The organism is Streptomyces sp. NPDC057900 (genome assembly GCF_042887885.1).
Lineage (GTDB): Bacteria > Actinomycetota > Actinomycetes > Streptomycetales > Streptomycetaceae > Streptomyces.
The window spans coordinates 17,985-32,105 of the sequence record NZ_JBHVOI010000008.1; the positions used below are offsets into that span (position 1 = coordinate 17,985).

Consider the following 14,121-nt stretch of genomic DNA (forward strand, 5'->3'; position numbering starts at 1 on the left):
GCAGGGGGGAGGCAGCGGAACACGGCCTGATCCGACGAAAAGGTTCTAGGGTCTCTGACGTGCTCAGACGACGTCCGCAGTTGTTGTGGTTGCTGGTTCCCTACGTGCTCTACCTGGGGGCGCTGCCGTTCGTGAACCGGGTCCGTCCCGTCGTTCTCGGGCTGCCGTTCCTCTTCTTCTGGCTGCTCGGGGCGACCGTGCTGACCCCCGTCGCCGTCTGGCTGGCCCGGCGGGGGGACCGCCGGTGAACGCCGCCGTCGCGACCTCCGTCTTCGGGGTCTTCATGGTCGCCACCGTGGCCCTCGGACTGTTCGCCGTGCGCGGGCGGCGCGGGGCGAAGGGGGGCGGGCTCGCCGAGTGGTCGGTGGGCGGGCGCAGCCTCGGGACCGTCTTCATCTGGGTGCTCATGGCCGGTGAGGGCTACACGAGCTTCAGCTACCTGGGCGCCGCGGGCTGGGGTTACAACTACGGGGCCCCGGTGCTCTACGTGGTGGCGTACATGTCCTGCGGCTACGCCGTCGGCTACGTCGTCGGGCCGATGCTCTGGGCGTACGCGCGCGAGCACGGACTCGTGGGGATCACCGACATGGTGGCCCACCGCTTCGGTCGGCCCTGGCTCGGGGCGCTCACCGCCGTCCTCGCGACCGTCTTCCTGCTCCCGTACATCCAGCTCCAGATCACCGGCATGGGCGTGGTCGTCTCGACGATCTCCTACGGCGCCATCAGCCTGAACTGGGCCTACTTCATCGCCTTCGCCGTCACCACCGGCTTCGTCGTCGTCAGCGGGCTGCGCGGCAGCGCGTGGGTGTCCGTGCTGAAGGACGTCATGGTGATCGCCACGCTCGGCTTCCTCGCCGTCTACGTACCGATGCACTACTTCGACGGTTACGGGCCCTTCCTCGACCGGCTCGTCACCGAGAAGAGCGAGTGGCTGACCTTCCCCGGACACGGGAACAGCGGGATGGGGCAGGCCTGGTTCATCACCACCTCGTTCCTCAACTCGCTGACCGTGGTGATCTTCCCGACGACCGTGGCCGGGTACCTCGGCGCCAGGAACGCCGACGTGCTGCGGCGCAACGCCATGTGGCTGCCCGCCTACAACGTGCTGCTGTTCGTGCCGATGCTGCTCGGCATGGCGGCCCTGTTCGTCGTCCCGGGGCTGGTCGGGGCCGAATCCAACCTGGCCCTCTTCAAGCTGGTCGTGGACTCGCTGCCCGCCTGGTCGGTCGGGGTCATCGGGGTCGCCGCCGCGCTCTCCTCGATCGTGCCGATGGCCGTCTTCATGCTGGTCATCGGCACGATGTGGGGACGCAGCGTGCTCTCCCTCGTACCGCGCTGGAAGCAGCGGCAGAAGGGCGCGGCCCAGGCCGTCGTCGTCATCGCGGGGAGCCTGGCCCTGCTGCTCACGTACACCGCGCCGAACACCCTCGTGCGGCTGTCGCTGATCTCGTACGAGGGGATGGCGCAGCTGCTCCCCATGGTGTTGCTGGGGCTGATGTGGCGGAGGCTGACGCTGCTCGGGGCGATGAGCGGGCTGGTCGTGGGGGTGGGTGTGGTGTGCGGGTTCGTCTTCACGGAGAACGATCCGGTGTGGGGCGTGAACGCCGGGATCGTCGCGCTCGGCGCCAATCTGGCCGTCGCGCTGGCGGTGACGTACGCGGGGCCGCGCGAACGCGACGAACGGCCGGACGAGGACGTGCTGGCGCGCGACGAGATCGAGGACCGCGTATCGGGCACGGTGGCGGGCTAGGGCCTTTCGTTTGGATCAGACCCCGCGAGCCCGGCCTGATCCAAACGAAAGGCCCTAGGCCCATCGTGTATAACGGTTAAAGGTTGAAGTGCCGCTTTACGCCGCGGCCGCAGGAGCGCGAGAGGGGGAGGACCCATGGACGCAACGGCCATGAACCGCTTGCGCGGTGGCCTCGCCCGGCTGCTCCGCCCCGCCGGGCTGCTGCTCTTCTTCCTCACCGAGGTCCTGCTCGCGGAGGGCGGCAGCCTCTCCGCCGCCGTCGCGCTCGCCGCCACCGCGGCAGCCGGTACCGCACTCGTCGCCTGCTCGGTCATCAGCGCCCGCTGCGCCGCCCCGGTGCCCCGCACCCGGGTCCGTACCGCCATGCGCGACCGGGAGAAACGCACCGCGTTCCTCCCGCAACGGGACCCCGACGCCAAGGGGCGCCGACGCCCCCGAGCCCCCGGCCTCGTCCTCCTGACGGCCGCGTAGGGCTCCCCTCTCTCCCTCTCCTTCCCGTCCGGTACGTGCTGCTTTGCTGTGCGTACGCGGGCGCCCCGCGCGGTTCGTCATGCCGAAGCCGATCCACAGCTGATTCGCAGCTGATCCACTTCCCGGCACGACGAGACCCCCGGAGGGCTCATCCATGTCCGCCTTCATGTCCGCGTTCGCCAGCCTGGTCGGCGCCTTCGCCGATCTGCTGCACCCCTTCTTCCAGACCGCGTCCACCGCCGCCGCGATCGTGCTGTTCACCGCGCTCGTCCGGCTCGCCGTGCACCCCCTGTCGCGGGCCGCGGCGCGCGGGCAGAAGGCGCAGCGGCGGCTCCAGCCGCAGATCGCCGAACTCCGCAAGAAGCACAAGAAGAACCCCGAGCGGATGCAGAAGGCGATCATGGAGCTGCACAAGGAGGAGAAGGTCTCGCCGCTCTCCGGCTGCCTGCCCAGCCTGCTCCAGATGCCGGCCTTCTTCCTGCTCTACCACCTCTTCTCCAGCCAGAAGATCGGCGGCGACGCCAACCAGCTCCTCGGCCACCAGCTCTTCGGCGCCCCGCTGGGCGAGCGCTGGCACGACGCGCTCGCGAACGGCGGGGTGTTCGGCGCCCACGGGCTCGTCTACCTGGGGCTGTTCGTGATCGTCGCCGCCGTCGCCACGTTCAACTACGGCCGGACGAAGCGGCAGATGGCGGCCAACCCCGCCACCCCGGCCACCGGGCCCGACGGACAGCCGGTTCCGGGCATGGGCGCCATGACGAAGGTGATGCCGCTGATGTCCTTCTTCACCCTCTTCACGGTCGCCTTCGTGCCGCTGGCCGCCGCGCTGTACGTCGTCACCAGCACCACCTGGACCGCGATCGAGCGGGCCTACCTGTACCGCGACATGCCCGCCGCCGGTGCCGCCATGGCCACCGCGGCGTAATCGCGGACGCCACTGCGCCGGTCCAGTGTGTGAACAGGGTCTTGCGGGGTGATCGGATGTCTTGGAGGATCGGACAAGCCTGCGATGGCCGCAACCCATCCGACGGGCCCGATCTCGACCAAGGGGAGACAGACCGTTGAAGCTGCTTCGTGTGGGTACGTCAGGCGCGGAACGACCGGCGCTGCTGGATGAGGACGGCACCCTGCGTGACCTGTCGGGAGTCGTCACCGACATCGACAGCGCGCTGCTCGCCGACGAGGACGCGCTGGCCCGGGTCCGGGCGGCCGCGGCCGCGCCCGGCGAGCTGCCGGTGCTCGACGCCGAGGGGCTGCGGGTGGGTCCGCCGCTCGCCCGGATCGGCAAGATCGTGTGCATCGGGCTGAACTACCACGACCATGCCACGGAGACCGGCGCGCAGATACCGGCGGAGCCGATCCTGTTCTTCAAGGCGCCGGACACCGTCGTCGGGCCCGAGGACACGGTGCTGGTGCCGCGCGGCAGTGTGAAGACCGACTGGGAGGTCGAGCTCGCGGTCGTCATCGGCCGCACCGCCCGGTACCTGGACTCGGCGGAGGAGGGCCTCGCCCACGTCGCCGGGTACGCGGTCGCGCACGACGTCTCCGAGCGCGAGTACCAGATCGAGCGCGGCGGCACCTGGGACAAGGGCAAGAACTGCGAGACGTTCAACCCGCTGGGCCCGTGGCTGGTGACGGCCGACGAGGTCGCCGACCCGCAGGCGCTGCCGCTGAAGCTCTGGGTCAACGGTGAGCTGAAGCAGGACGGCACGACGGCCGAGCAGATCTTCCCGGTCGGTGAGGTCGTGCGCTACCTGAGCCACTTCATGACCCTGTATCCGGGCGACGTGATCAACACCGGCACGCCGGCCGGGGTGGCCATGGGGCAGCCCGAGCCCAAGCCGTATCTCCGGGCGGGGGATGTCGTGGAGCTGGAGATCGCCGGGCTGGGGCGGCAGCGGCAGGAGTTGAAGGGGGCGTAGAGGGTGCGGTTCCCGGGCGTGGTGCGCCCGGGGTGAAAGATCGGAGGGGTGGGGCTGTCCGTGACGGTGTTCCCACCCCTCCGAGCGGTCCTCCTCGCGGTCAGCCGCTGATCGTCGTCGCGAACTGTTCCAGGGCCTCGACCACCAGCGCGTGGTCCTCCGCCTGGGGCAGTCCGGAGACCGTGACCGAGCCGATGACGCCCGCGCCCTCGACCGAGATCGGGAACGAGCCGCCGTGCGCGGCGTACGTGGCCGGGTTCAGCCGCGAGGAGTCGTCGAACGTCGTCCCCTTGGCCCGGAACCGGGTTCCGACCAGGTAGGAGCTCTCCCCGTAGCGTTCGACGACCCTGCGCTTGCGGTCGATCCAGGCGTCGTTGTCCGCGCTCGAACCCGGCAGCGCGGCGTGGAACAGCTGCTGCGCCCCGCGCCGGATGTCGATCGCGACCGGCGCGTGCCGCTCCCGGGCCAGGGCGACGAGCAGGCCGCCGAGCGCGTACGCGTCGTCGTAGCCGAAATGCGGCAGCGTCAGCCTGCGCTCCTGCGCGATCAGCTCGGAGATGGTCGGAGCGGTGGGGTTCATGCGGGCTGCTCCTCTGTGACGGGGGCGGTGACGGGGGCGGTGGCGGGGGTCGCGGGCAGGGTGACCGTGACGCCCTCGCGGGCCGAGCGGCGCGCTGCCTCCAGGACGTCCAGCGCCGCGGCGGCCTGGAGCGCGGTCACCGGATTCTCGCCCTTTCCGCGCAGCGCGTCGGTGACCGCCGCGTAGTACGCGGGGTAGTCGCCCGGCAGCGTACGGACCGGGGCGCCGCCGCCCGTGAGCGGGGACTCGCCCGAGCCGAGCCGGCCCCACAGCTCCTCGGCCTCCTCGCCCCACGGCTCGTCCGCAGAGGGGCGGGCGCCCTCGCGCAGGGCCGCCTCCTGGGGGTCGAGGCCGTACTTCACATAGCCCGCCGTGGCACCGAGCACCCGGAAACGCGGGCCGAGCTGGGCCGTCGTCGCGCTGACGTACAGGTGCGAGCGGACCCCGCTCTCATGGGTGATCGCCACGAACGTGTCGTCGTCGGCCGCCGCGCCCGGACGGCGTACGTCCGACTCCGCGTACACCCGCACCGCCGGGCCGAACAGCACCAGCGCCTGGTCGACGACATGGCTGCCCAGGTCGAACAGCAGCCCGCCGATCTCCTGCGGGTCGCCCGACTCGCGCCAGCCGCCCTTCGGCTGCGGCCGCCACCGCTCGAAGCGGGACTCGAAGCGCTGCACCTCGCCCAGCGCACCGTCCGCGAGCAGCGAGCGCAGGGTGAGGAAGTCGTTGTCCCAGCGGCGGTTCTGGAAGACCGAGAGCAGCACCCCGTGCTCCTCGGCCAGGGCCGCCAGCTGCCGCGCCTCCTCGGCGGAACCGGCGATCGGCTTGTCCACGACCACCGGCAGACCGGCCCTGATCGCGGCAGCGGCGATCGGGACGTGCGTCTTGTTCGGCGACGCGATGACGATCAGGTCGAGCTCGTCGGCCCGCTGCCACAGCTCGTCCGGCGAGGCGGCGAACCGTACGCCGGGGAATTCGGCGCGGGCCTGCTCCCGCCGCTCCTCGTTGGACGTGACGACCGTGTCCAGGACGAGGCCGTCGGTCGCGGCGATCAGCGGGGCATGGAAGACGGAACCCGCCAGGCCGTAGCCGACGAGTCCGACGCGCAGGGGGGTCCCGGACGTGCCGGAGGTCTCGTGAGTCGCGTGGGCAGTCATGCGTTCCACTTTGGCAACGCTGTTGCCAAAGTGCAAGCGGCAGCGACAATGGGTCCGTGAACAGGAGTAATAGCGGCGCCAACCTGCCGACGCTGCGCGGCCACAACGCGGCGCTCGTGCTGGACCTGCTGCGGGCCGCGGGCGAGAGCGGGATCAGCCGGCTCGAACTGGCCGAGCGGACGGGGCTCACCCCGCAGGCCGTCAGCAAGATCACCGCACGGCTGCGCGCCGAGGGGCTGGCCACGGAGGCGGGGCACCGCGCCTCCACGGGCGGCAAACCCCGGACCGTGCTGCGGCTGGTGCCGGACGCGGGTCACGCGGTGGGGCTGCACCTGGACCGCGACGGGCTGACCGTGGTGCTCGTCGACCTCGCGGGCACCGTCGTCACGAGCCGTACGGCTCCGCTGGACTTCGGCGCCCCGGCCGACGAGGTGGTCGCGGCGGCCGCCGGGGCGGTGGCGGAGGTGCGCGGGGACGGCGCCCGGCCGGTGCTCGGCGTGGGCGCGGCGGTACCGGGGCCGCTCGACCACCGGGACGGGGTGCTGCACCGCGTCACCGGATTCCCGCAGTGGGACGGCTACCGGCTCGGGGACGCGCTCACCGCGCGGACCGGGCTGCCCGTCGTCATCGACAAGGACACCAACGCCGCCGCTCTCGGCCTCGCCCTCCAGGCGCCGGGCCCGGCCGACTTCGCCTACCTCCATCTCGGGACCGGGCTCGGCGCGGGGCTGGTCCTCGGCGGGGCGCTGCACCGGGGGGCCCGTACCGGAGCCGGTGAGTTCGGCCATCAGACCATCCAGCTGGACGGTCCGCGGTGCGGCTGCGGCGGGCGCGGCTGCATCGAGGCGCTCTGCCTGGCGGCGGTGGCCGGAGGCGATGTGGCCGAGGCCGCGCGGGTGCTCGGCACCGGCGCCGCGAACCTGGTCGCGCTGCTCGACATCGACCGGGTGGTGCTGGGCGGACGCACCGTCGCGGCAGACCCCGACGCGTACGTACGAGGCGTGCGCGCGGTGCTCGACGAGCGGGCCCGGCGTGGCGGCGGCGTGGGCGGGGCGCCGGTACCGGACGTCACCGCGGGCGGGGGCGACCGGCCGGTGGCCGAGGGGGCGGCGCAACTGGTCCTGGCCCCGCTGTTCGGCCGCGTCGGCGGCAACGACGCGGACCGGGACGGGTGAGAGAGCCCGAGGGGGTGGGGGACGGGGCGCAGGCGTCGCGGCTCGGCTGATCGAGGGGTTCCGCGCCGAGGGCCGGGCGGTCCCCGGCATGTCTGCGCGGGAGCGCCCCGGGGTGCGTGGCAGCGTCGCGGGTCCATACCGGTGAACTCCGGGTCCGGGGCGAGCCGACCGTTTCCGCGAGCAGCGAAGGCCGCCCTCATGCCCCCCACACCGCCCCCGCCCGCCACACCCCCGGAGCACCCCGCGCCGCCGCCCCCGTCCGCACCCACCGGGCGGCCCCGGCACGGGCTGGTGCTCGGGCTGGCCGCGGCCAGTGTCGTGCCCGCCGTCGTGCTCGGCGGGGCGGCGAACGCGTCCGCGGCGCCGCAGCGCAATCAGGCCGCCACCCCGGCCATGCCGCTGCCCCCGGCCTTGGCGGCATCGTCCTCGGGACCGGCTTCGGCGTCTGTTTCGGCGTCTGTTTCGGCCGCTTCCGCGGCAGGCGCACCGGCCGCCGGCACCGCGGCATCCGCAGTCACCGCCGCCGGGGCCGAGCAGCAGCCCGCCTGCGGTGATCCGGAGGCGGCCGATTTCCCGATCGACACCCGGATCCACGGCGGCCCCGACACCTACGCGTCCGGCGGCGGCTACGGCACCTGGTTCCTGGACCTGACCAACACCACCTCCCGGGCCTGCCGCTCCATCCACCCGGTCCTCGTCCTCACCGACGAGGACCGCAAGCTGACCTCGGACCAGATCCAGCTGAAGTTCTCCGAGCGCGCCCATCCGGACGTGGAACACCGCGTCACCTGGGAGACGACCGACCGGGACGAGCACATCGGCGTCTTCGGCGGAGTCGGCGACGACGCCTTCGAGGGCTTCACCGTGCCCGCGGGCCGCACCGTCACCGTTCAGGTCCGGCTCGCGTTCACCTCCGACACCAGCCCCGGCCGGATCACCGCCAACGCCGCGATCGTCCAGCGCAAGCACCCGGCGGGCGGCACCGGTACGGCACCGCAGGGCAGCGACGGGGAGTGGGTCGGCGAGTCCGAGGACTACGTGTTCACCGTGGTCGAGGACGGCGGCGGGGCGGGCGTGGACCGCGACGGGACCGGCCGCGACAACGACGGCACCGGCGAAATCGGCAAGGGCCGCGAGACCGACGGCACCGGCCGGGAGAGCGACGGCACGGCCGAGGCGCCCGGCCGCCTCCCCGACGGCACCCGCCCCAACGGCACCCCGCGCCCCGTCGCACCCGGCCGGGACCCGGCAGGAGTGCCGGAACTGGCCAGGACCGGTATCCCCGTGGCGCTGCCCCGGCCGGTCCTCACCGTCTCCGGTTTCCTGATCGGCGGCGGAGCGATGGTGGCCTGGTCCCGCCGGACGCGCCGCGCCCGCCACTGACGTACCCCGTCGGCATACCGCGCCCCGCCGCTGACGTCCCGGCACCGACTTCCGGCCGCCGAGTGCCGGAGCGTCCACCGGTGTTCATGTCCGTCTGCCACCATCGGGCCGTGGACTACCCGCACGACCAGACACCTGGCGCACCGATCCGCTCCGGCATCCCGGAGCACGGCCGTATTCCCAAGTACTACGCCGTGAAGGCCCATGTCTCCGCCCTCATCGAGGAGTTGGGCGAGGGCGGCATGCTACCGCCGGAGCGCGATCTCGCCCTGCGCTACGGGGTGTCGCGCGAGACCGTGCGCCAGGCGCTGCGCGAACTGCTCCTGGAGGGGCGCCTCGCCCGGCAGGGCCGGGGCACGGTGGTCGCCGGCCCCAAGCTGGAGCAGCCGCTCTCCCTCGCCAGCTACACGGAGGGCGTACGCCGGCAGGGCCGCACGCCGGGGCGCCATCTCATCGGGCTGGAACGCTTCCCCTGCCCCGAGGCGCTCGCCGCCGAGATCGGGGCGGAGCGCGGGGAGCCGGTCTGGCACCTGGAGCGGGTGCTGCTCGCCGACGACGACCGGGTCGGGCTGGAGAGCACGTACGTCAGTGTCGCCCGGGTGCCGGACCTGGCCGAGAAGTTCGACCCCGACTCCTCGTTCTACGCCTATCTCCACGACCGGCTCGGGATCTCCTTCGGTGACGCGGACGAGCGCATCGAGACCGTGCTCGCCACCCCGCGCGAGGCGCTGCTCATCGGTACGCCGCCCGCGCTGCCCATGCTGCTGATCCACCGGGTCTCGCGGGACGCGGGCGGGCAGCCGCTGGAGCGGGTACGGACCCTGTTCCGGGGCGACCGGTTCTCCTTCACCGCCCACCTGAGCGGACGCGGCTGACCCGTAACGCGGCGCGGGCGGACGGCGGATCGGCTCGCCTCGTCGGCAGCGGACGGCGGATCGACTCACTCCGATAACGGGAACGTAACGGGTCTAGGCCAAGCTTGGGGCTCAGTTCACCCTCCCGTTGCCGTACCGATCCGTACGGGTCACCCGTCCCGAGGAGCGTTGCCGTCGTGAGAGTCATCGTCGTAGGAGCCGGCGTGGTGGGAACCATGCACGCCTGGCACGCAGTCAACCGCGGCCACGAGGTCGTACAGATCGAGCGCGAGAGCGAGGCACGCGGAGCGTCACTCCGCAATTTCGGACAGATATGGGTCAGCGGCCGGGCCGGCGGCGAGGAGCTGGAGACCGCGCTCCGCGCCCGTGAGCTGTGGGAGTCGATCGGGGAGCGGGTACCGGACCTGGGCTTCCGCGCCTGCGGCTCGCTCACCCCGCTGCGGACCGAACGCGAGACCGCCGTCGCAGAGGCGGCCGTCGCCCGCCCCGACGCGGCGGCCCGCGGCTACAAGCTGCTCACCGCCGCGGAGGCCCGCGCGGTCAACCCGGCGCTGCGCGGCGACTTCCGCGCCGCCCTGTGGTGCGAGCGGGACGCGGCCGTGGAGCCGCGCATCGCCCAGCTCGCCCTGAAGCGGGAGCTGCTGGCCTCCGGCCGGTACACCTACCTCGGGGGCCGCGAGGTGCGCGAGGTGGTAGGCACCGCGTCCGTCCGCGACGACCACGGCGACGTGCACACGGGCGACGCCGTCGTCCTGGCCACCGGCGCCTGGCTCGGCGGGCTCGTCCGCGAACTGGCCGGTCCCGATCTGCCGGTGCGCCGGGTCCGGCTCCAGATGATGCAGACCGACGCGCTCGGGGAGAAGCTCACCACGTCCGTCGCGGACGCCGACAGCTTCCGCTACTACCCCGCCTACCGGGGCGAGGCGCTCGACGCCCTGAACGCCGGACAGCCCCAGGCCCCCACCGCCGCGGAGCACCGGATGCAGCTCCTGATGGTGCAGCGCCGCGACGGCGGACTGACCATCGGTGACACCCACGAGTACGAGCACCCCTTCGCCTTCGACACCGTCGAGGAGCCGTACGAGCACCTCACCGAGGTCGTCGAGTCCTTCCTGGGCCGCCCGCTGCCGCGCATCCGCCACCGCTGGGCCGGGGTCTACGCCCAGTGCACCGACACCAGCCGCGTCGTCCACCGCCAGCAGGTGCGCGACGGCGTCTGGCTCGTCACCGGACCGGGCGGACGCGGCATGACCTGCTCACCCGCCATCGCAGAAACGACCGCCAACGAACTGGGCTGGTGAAGAAGTTGACCACGAACAACACCCACGGCACGAACAACACCCCCGGCACGGACAAGACCGGCAACACCCACGACCTGATCGTCCTCGACATGGCGGGCACCACCGTCGCCGACGGCGGCCTCGTCGAGCGGGCCTTCTCCGCCGCCGCCGAACACCTCGGCGTACGGCCCGGCTCCGACGACCACGCCGAGAAGCTCGACTACGTCCGCGCCACCATGGGCGAGTCCAAGATCACCGTGTTCCGGCACCTCTTCGGCGAGGAGGCCCTCGCCCAGCAGGCCAACGCCGCGTTCGAGAAGGCGTACGGGGAACTGGTCGACGGCGGCCTCATCGCCCCCGTCCCCGGCGCCCCCGAGGCCATCGAGCGGCTCCGGACCGAGGGTCGCACCGTGGTCCTGTCCACCGGGTTCGCCCGCACCACCCAGGACGCGATCCTCGCCGCGCTCGGCTGGCGGGACCTCGTCGAGCTGACCCTCTGCCCCGCCGACGCGGGCGGCCGGGGCCGCCCCTACCCGGACATGGTCCTCGCCGCGCTCCTGCGCACCGGGGCGGTGGACGACGTCCGCCGGACCGTCGTCGCGGGGGACACCTCGTACGACATGCTCAGCGGCGTACGCTCCGGGGCCGGGATCGTCGCGGGTGTCCTCACCGGCGCCCACGACAAGGACCGGCTCATCCGCAGCGGCGCCACCCACGTGCTGGGCTCCGTTGCCGAACTGCCGGACCTGATCGCGCGGGCCGAGGCATGACGGGCGGGGCCACGGCCGTCCGCAGCGGCATCAGGTTCGACCGGGTCAGCGTCGCGTACGGCGGGAACACCGTCCTGGACGGCCTCGACCTCACCGTCGAACCCGGCGAGGTCATGGCCCTGCTCGGGCCCTCCGGATCCGGCAAGACGACCGCCCTGCGCGCCGTCGCCGGATTCGTCCGGCCGGTCTCCGGGCGGGTGTACATCGGCGACCGCGACGTCACCGCCCTCCCGCCGCACAAGCGCGGCATCGGCATGGTCGTCCAGAGCTACGCCCTCTTCCCGCACCTGCGGGTCCAGGACAACGTCGCCTTCGGCCTGAAGGCCCAGAAGGCCGACAGGTCCGAGATCCCGGGCCGGGTCGCGGAGGCGCTCGAACTCGTCGGCATGGCCGGGTACGCCCGCCGCTACCCGCGCGAACTCTCCGGCGGCCAGCAGCAGCGCGTCGCCATCGCCCGCGCCCTCGCCATCCGCCCCGGTGTCCTGCTGCTCGACGAACCGCTCTCCGCGCTCGACGCCCAGCTGCGGTCCGGGATGCTCACCGAACTGGCCCGGCTGCACCGGGAACTGCCCGACGTCTCCATCCTGTACGTCACCCACGACCAGGTCGAGGCGCTCACCCTCGCGGACCGGATCGCCGTCATGGACCGGGCCCGGCTGCGGGACTGCGACACCCCGCAGGAGCTGTACCGCCGCCCGCGCACGGAGTTCACCGCCTCGTTCGTCGGCAACGCCAACCTGCTGCCGGTCACCGTCGCGAAGACCGGCGACACCGTGGACTTCGCCGGGCACGCACTCGCCGTACCCACCGGCGAGGTGGCAGAGGGCGTCACCGCCACGCTCTGCGTCCGGCCGCACCTGGTCGGGCTCGGCGCCGGGCCCAACGCGCTGACCGGCACGATCTGCGAGGTCCAGTGGCGCGGCTCCACCCACCGGCTGTACGTCGATGTCGACGGGCACCGGATCAAGGCGGACGTCCGGGAGCTGCGGGAGACGCCCGTACTGGGGGACAGGGCCATGCTGCACTTCGCGGCGCAGGACGCGGTGCTGCTGCCTGCGGGGGCGGGTGGCCGTGGCTGACACCAGCGCACCGCTCACGCGGCGGCGCCCCGCACCGGGGGTTGTGCCCACCCGTTCCGCCCTGGCGGAACGAATGCCCACAACAGCCTGGGCCGTGCCCCCCGTCGCTGTGCTCGCCGTCGTGTTCCTCTATCCGCTGTACCTCGTCGTGCGGCAGTCCTTCAGCCCCGACGAGGGGGGTACCTCCTTCGCCCCGTACACCGAGGTCTTCGCCTCCGCCTCCTTCCGGTCGGCGCTCACCACCACTGTGTGGCTCGCGGCCGGTGCGACCGTCGGGTGTCTCGTCCTCGGCTTCGTCCTCGCCATGGTCATCGCCTTCGTGCCGTTTCCCGGTGCCAAGGCCGTCGCCCGGTTCGTCGACGTGTTCCTCTCCTTCCCGTCCTTCCTGATCACGCTCGCGCTGCTGTTCATCTACGGCAACGCGGGGATGGCCAACGGGGCGTGGACCGGTGTCACCGGGGCGGCCGAGGGGCCGTTCCACTTCCTCACCACACCGTGGGGCGTGCTCCTGGCCGAGATCACCTACTTCACCCCGTTCGTGATGCGCCCGCTGCTCGCCGCCTTCTCCCAGCTCGACACCGCACAACTGGAGGTGGCGTCCTCGCTGGGCGCCGGGCCCGCCCGGATCGTGCGGCAGGTGATCCTCCCCGAGGCGCTGCCCGCGCTCGCGGCGGGCGGCAGCCTCGTCCTGGTGATGTGCCTCAACGAGTTCGGCATCGTGCTGTTCACCGGCGCGAAGGGCGTCACCACCCTGCCGATGCTCGTCTACAGCAAGGCGATCCTGGAGTCCGACTACCCGGCCGCCTGCGTCGTGGCCGTCGTCAACATCGCGATCTCCGTCGGCCTCTACAGCCTGTACCGGGTGGTGAGCCGCCGTGCTGGTGCATAGCCGTACCGGGAAGTGGGCCACCTGGGCCGTGTTCCTGCTGCTGTTCGTCCCGCTGTTCGCGGTGCCGCTGCTGGTCGTCCTCGCCGCGTCGTTCGCCACGAACTGGTCCGGGGCCTTCCCCTCGGGGCCGACCCTCGCCCACTACGACGCGGCGACCGCGGGGGACTCCCTCCAGGCGCTCACCACGAGCCTGGTCACCGCCGTCACCGCCAGCCTCCTCGCGCTGCTCGTCGGCTCCTGGGCGGCGCTCGCCGCGGCCTCGCTGGGGCGGCGCGGGAAACGGTTCCTCGACGGGCTGTTCATGCTGCCGGTGGCCGTGCCGTCGGTCGTCGTCGGGCTCGCGGTGCTCGTCGCGTTCAGCCGGCCGCCGGTGCTGCTCAACGGGACGCGCTGGATCGTGATCCTCGCGCACACGGTTCTTGTCACGGCGTTCGCCTATTCGTCGGTTTCGGCCGCGACAGTACGTCTCGACCCGATGTACGAACAGGCCGCCGCCAGCCTCGGCGCCCGGCCCTCGTACGTACTGTGGCGCATCAAGCTGCCGCTCCTGCTGCCGTCGCTCACCGCGGCGGCCGGGCTGTGCTTCGCCCTGTCCATGGGTGAGCTGAGCGCCACGATGATGCTCTACCCGCCGGACTGGACGCCCCTTCCGGTGCAGATCTTCGCGGCCACCGACCGCGGCTCGCTCTTCACCGGAGCCGCCGTCGCCGTGGTCCTGATGGCGACGACGCTCCTCGTGCTGTTCGCGGTCTCCCGCATCCGCACCAGGGCCTCCTACCGCTGACCT

General features: G+C 72.6%; 15 protein-coding genes. 13 read left to right on the forward strand and 2 right to left on the reverse strand.

What is annotated here, in order from left to right:
* The first annotated feature begins 89 nt into the window (after window positions 1-89).
* The 5 genes from ACFVQ0_RS26320 to ACFVQ0_RS26340 all read left to right on the forward strand — a co-directional run bounded on the left by ACFVQ0_RS26320 (window position 90) and on the right by ACFVQ0_RS26340 (window position 4,143).
* Entirely contained in the window at window positions 90-248 is a 159-nt protein-coding gene (locus tag ACFVQ0_RS26320; protein ID WP_390091853.1) for a DUF3311 domain-containing protein, read from the forward strand.
* Window positions 245-1,750: a sodium:solute symporter gene (locus tag ACFVQ0_RS26325; protein WP_390091670.1), complete on the forward strand. Its 1,506-nt coding sequence runs from the start codon at window positions 245-247 to the stop codon at window positions 1,748-1,750. The genes ACFVQ0_RS26320 and ACFVQ0_RS26325 overlap by 4 nt, the downstream gene beginning before the upstream one ends.
* 135 nt (window positions 1,751-1,885) lie before the next feature.
* Window positions 1,886-2,221, forward strand: a complete 336-nt coding sequence (locus tag ACFVQ0_RS26330) for a DUF6412 domain-containing protein (protein WP_390091671.1) — start codon at window positions 1,886-1,888, stop codon at window positions 2,219-2,221.
* A gap of 154 nt (window positions 2,222-2,375) precedes the next feature.
* The gene (locus ACFVQ0_RS26335; protein WP_390091672.1) at window positions 2,376-3,146 is read left to right on the forward strand and encodes a YidC/Oxa1 family membrane protein insertase; all 771 of its coding nucleotides are present in this window, start codon (window positions 2,376-2,378) and stop codon (window positions 3,144-3,146) included.
* 136 nt (window positions 3,147-3,282) lie between these two features.
* A complete protein-coding gene (locus tag ACFVQ0_RS26340; protein WP_390091673.1) occupies window positions 3,283-4,143 on the forward strand; it encodes a fumarylacetoacetate hydrolase family protein in 861 nt (286 codons plus the stop codon).
* Window positions 4,144-4,243: 100 nt separating this feature from the next.
* Here ACFVQ0_RS26340 and ACFVQ0_RS26345 read toward each other — a convergent pair whose 3' ends face one another.
* Complete coding sequence (locus ACFVQ0_RS26345) at window positions 4,244-4,723, reverse strand: heme-degrading domain-containing protein (RefSeq protein ID WP_390091674.1); 480 nt, start codon at window positions 4,721-4,723, stop codon at window positions 4,244-4,246.
* Complete coding sequence (locus tag ACFVQ0_RS26350; RefSeq protein ID WP_390091675.1) at window positions 4,720-5,883, reverse strand: Gfo/Idh/MocA family oxidoreductase; 1,164 nt, start codon at window positions 5,881-5,883, stop codon at window positions 4,720-4,722. The genes ACFVQ0_RS26345 and ACFVQ0_RS26350 overlap by 4 nt, the downstream gene beginning before the upstream one ends.
* Before the next feature lie 56 nt (window positions 5,884-5,939).
* On the opposite strand from ACFVQ0_RS26350, the gene ACFVQ0_RS26355 reads away from it, so the two are divergent.
* The 8 genes from ACFVQ0_RS26355 (at window position 5,940) to ACFVQ0_RS26390 (ending at window position 14,118) form a co-directional block, all read left to right on the forward strand.
* Complete coding sequence (locus tag ACFVQ0_RS26355; protein WP_390091676.1) at window positions 5,940-7,058, forward strand: ROK family protein; 1,119 nt, start codon at window positions 5,940-5,942, stop codon at window positions 7,056-7,058.
* 198 nt (window positions 7,059-7,256) lie between these two features.
* On the forward strand, window positions 7,257-8,441 hold the full coding sequence (locus ACFVQ0_RS26360; protein ID WP_390091677.1) for a hypothetical protein: 1,185 nt from the start codon (window positions 7,257-7,259) through the stop codon (window positions 8,439-8,441).
* Between the two features lie 110 nt (window positions 8,442-8,551).
* Window positions 8,552-9,316, forward strand: coding sequence for a GntR family transcriptional regulator (locus ACFVQ0_RS26365; protein ID WP_389208572.1), 765 nt, complete (start codon window positions 8,552-8,554; stop codon window positions 9,314-9,316).
* Window positions 9,317-9,492: 176 nt separating this feature from the next.
* The gene (locus ACFVQ0_RS26370) at window positions 9,493-10,617 is read left to right on the forward strand and encodes a TIGR03364 family FAD-dependent oxidoreductase (protein ID WP_390091678.1); all 1,125 of its coding nucleotides are present in this window, start codon (window positions 9,493-9,495) and stop codon (window positions 10,615-10,617) included.
* Between the two features lie 89 nt (window positions 10,618-10,706).
* Entirely contained in the window at window positions 10,707-11,366 is a 660-nt protein-coding gene (locus tag ACFVQ0_RS26375; RefSeq protein WP_390091854.1) for an HAD family hydrolase, read from the forward strand.
* Complete coding sequence (locus tag ACFVQ0_RS26380; protein ID WP_390091679.1) at window positions 11,363-12,445, forward strand: ABC transporter ATP-binding protein; 1,083 nt, start codon at window positions 11,363-11,365, stop codon at window positions 12,443-12,445. The genes ACFVQ0_RS26375 and ACFVQ0_RS26380 overlap by 4 nt, the downstream gene beginning before the upstream one ends.
* Entirely contained in the window at window positions 12,438-13,334 is an 897-nt protein-coding gene (locus tag ACFVQ0_RS26385) for a 2-aminoethylphosphonate ABC transporter permease subunit (protein ID WP_390091680.1), read from the forward strand. Before ACFVQ0_RS26380 ends, ACFVQ0_RS26385 begins: the two co-directional genes overlap by 8 nt.
* The gene (locus ACFVQ0_RS26390) at window positions 13,321-14,118 is read left to right on the forward strand and encodes an ABC transporter permease (protein WP_390091681.1); all 798 of its coding nucleotides are present in this window, start codon (window positions 13,321-13,323) and stop codon (window positions 14,116-14,118) included. The genes ACFVQ0_RS26385 and ACFVQ0_RS26390 overlap by 14 nt, the downstream gene beginning before the upstream one ends.
* The last annotated feature ends 3 nt before the right edge of the window (window positions 14,119-14,121 follow it).

Coding starts and splice junctions, on each gene's coding strand:
- ACFVQ0_RS26330 (WP_390091671.1), top strand. CDS start 1,886: ATGGACGCAACGGCCATGAACCGCTTGCGCGGTGGCCTCGCCCGGCTG.
- ACFVQ0_RS26335 (WP_390091672.1), top strand. CDS start 2,376: ATGTCCGCCTTCATGTCCGCGTTCGCCAGCCTGGTCGGCGCCTTCGCC.
- ACFVQ0_RS26345 (WP_390091674.1), bottom strand. CDS start 4,723: ATGAACCCCACCGCTCCGACCATCTCCGAGCTGATCGCGCAGGAGCGC.
- ACFVQ0_RS26350 (WP_390091675.1), bottom strand. CDS start 5,883: ATGACTGCCCACGCGACTCACGAGACCTCCGGCACGTCCGGGACCCCC.
- ACFVQ0_RS26360 (WP_390091677.1), top strand. CDS start 7,257: ATGCCCCCCACACCGCCCCCGCCCGCCACACCCCCGGAGCACCCCGCG.
- ACFVQ0_RS26375 (WP_390091854.1), top strand. CDS start 10,707: ATGGCGGGCACCACCGTCGCCGACGGCGGCCTCGTCGAGCGGGCCTTC.
- ACFVQ0_RS26380 (WP_390091679.1), top strand. CDS start 11,363: ATGACGGGCGGGGCCACGGCCGTCCGCAGCGGCATCAGGTTCGACCGG.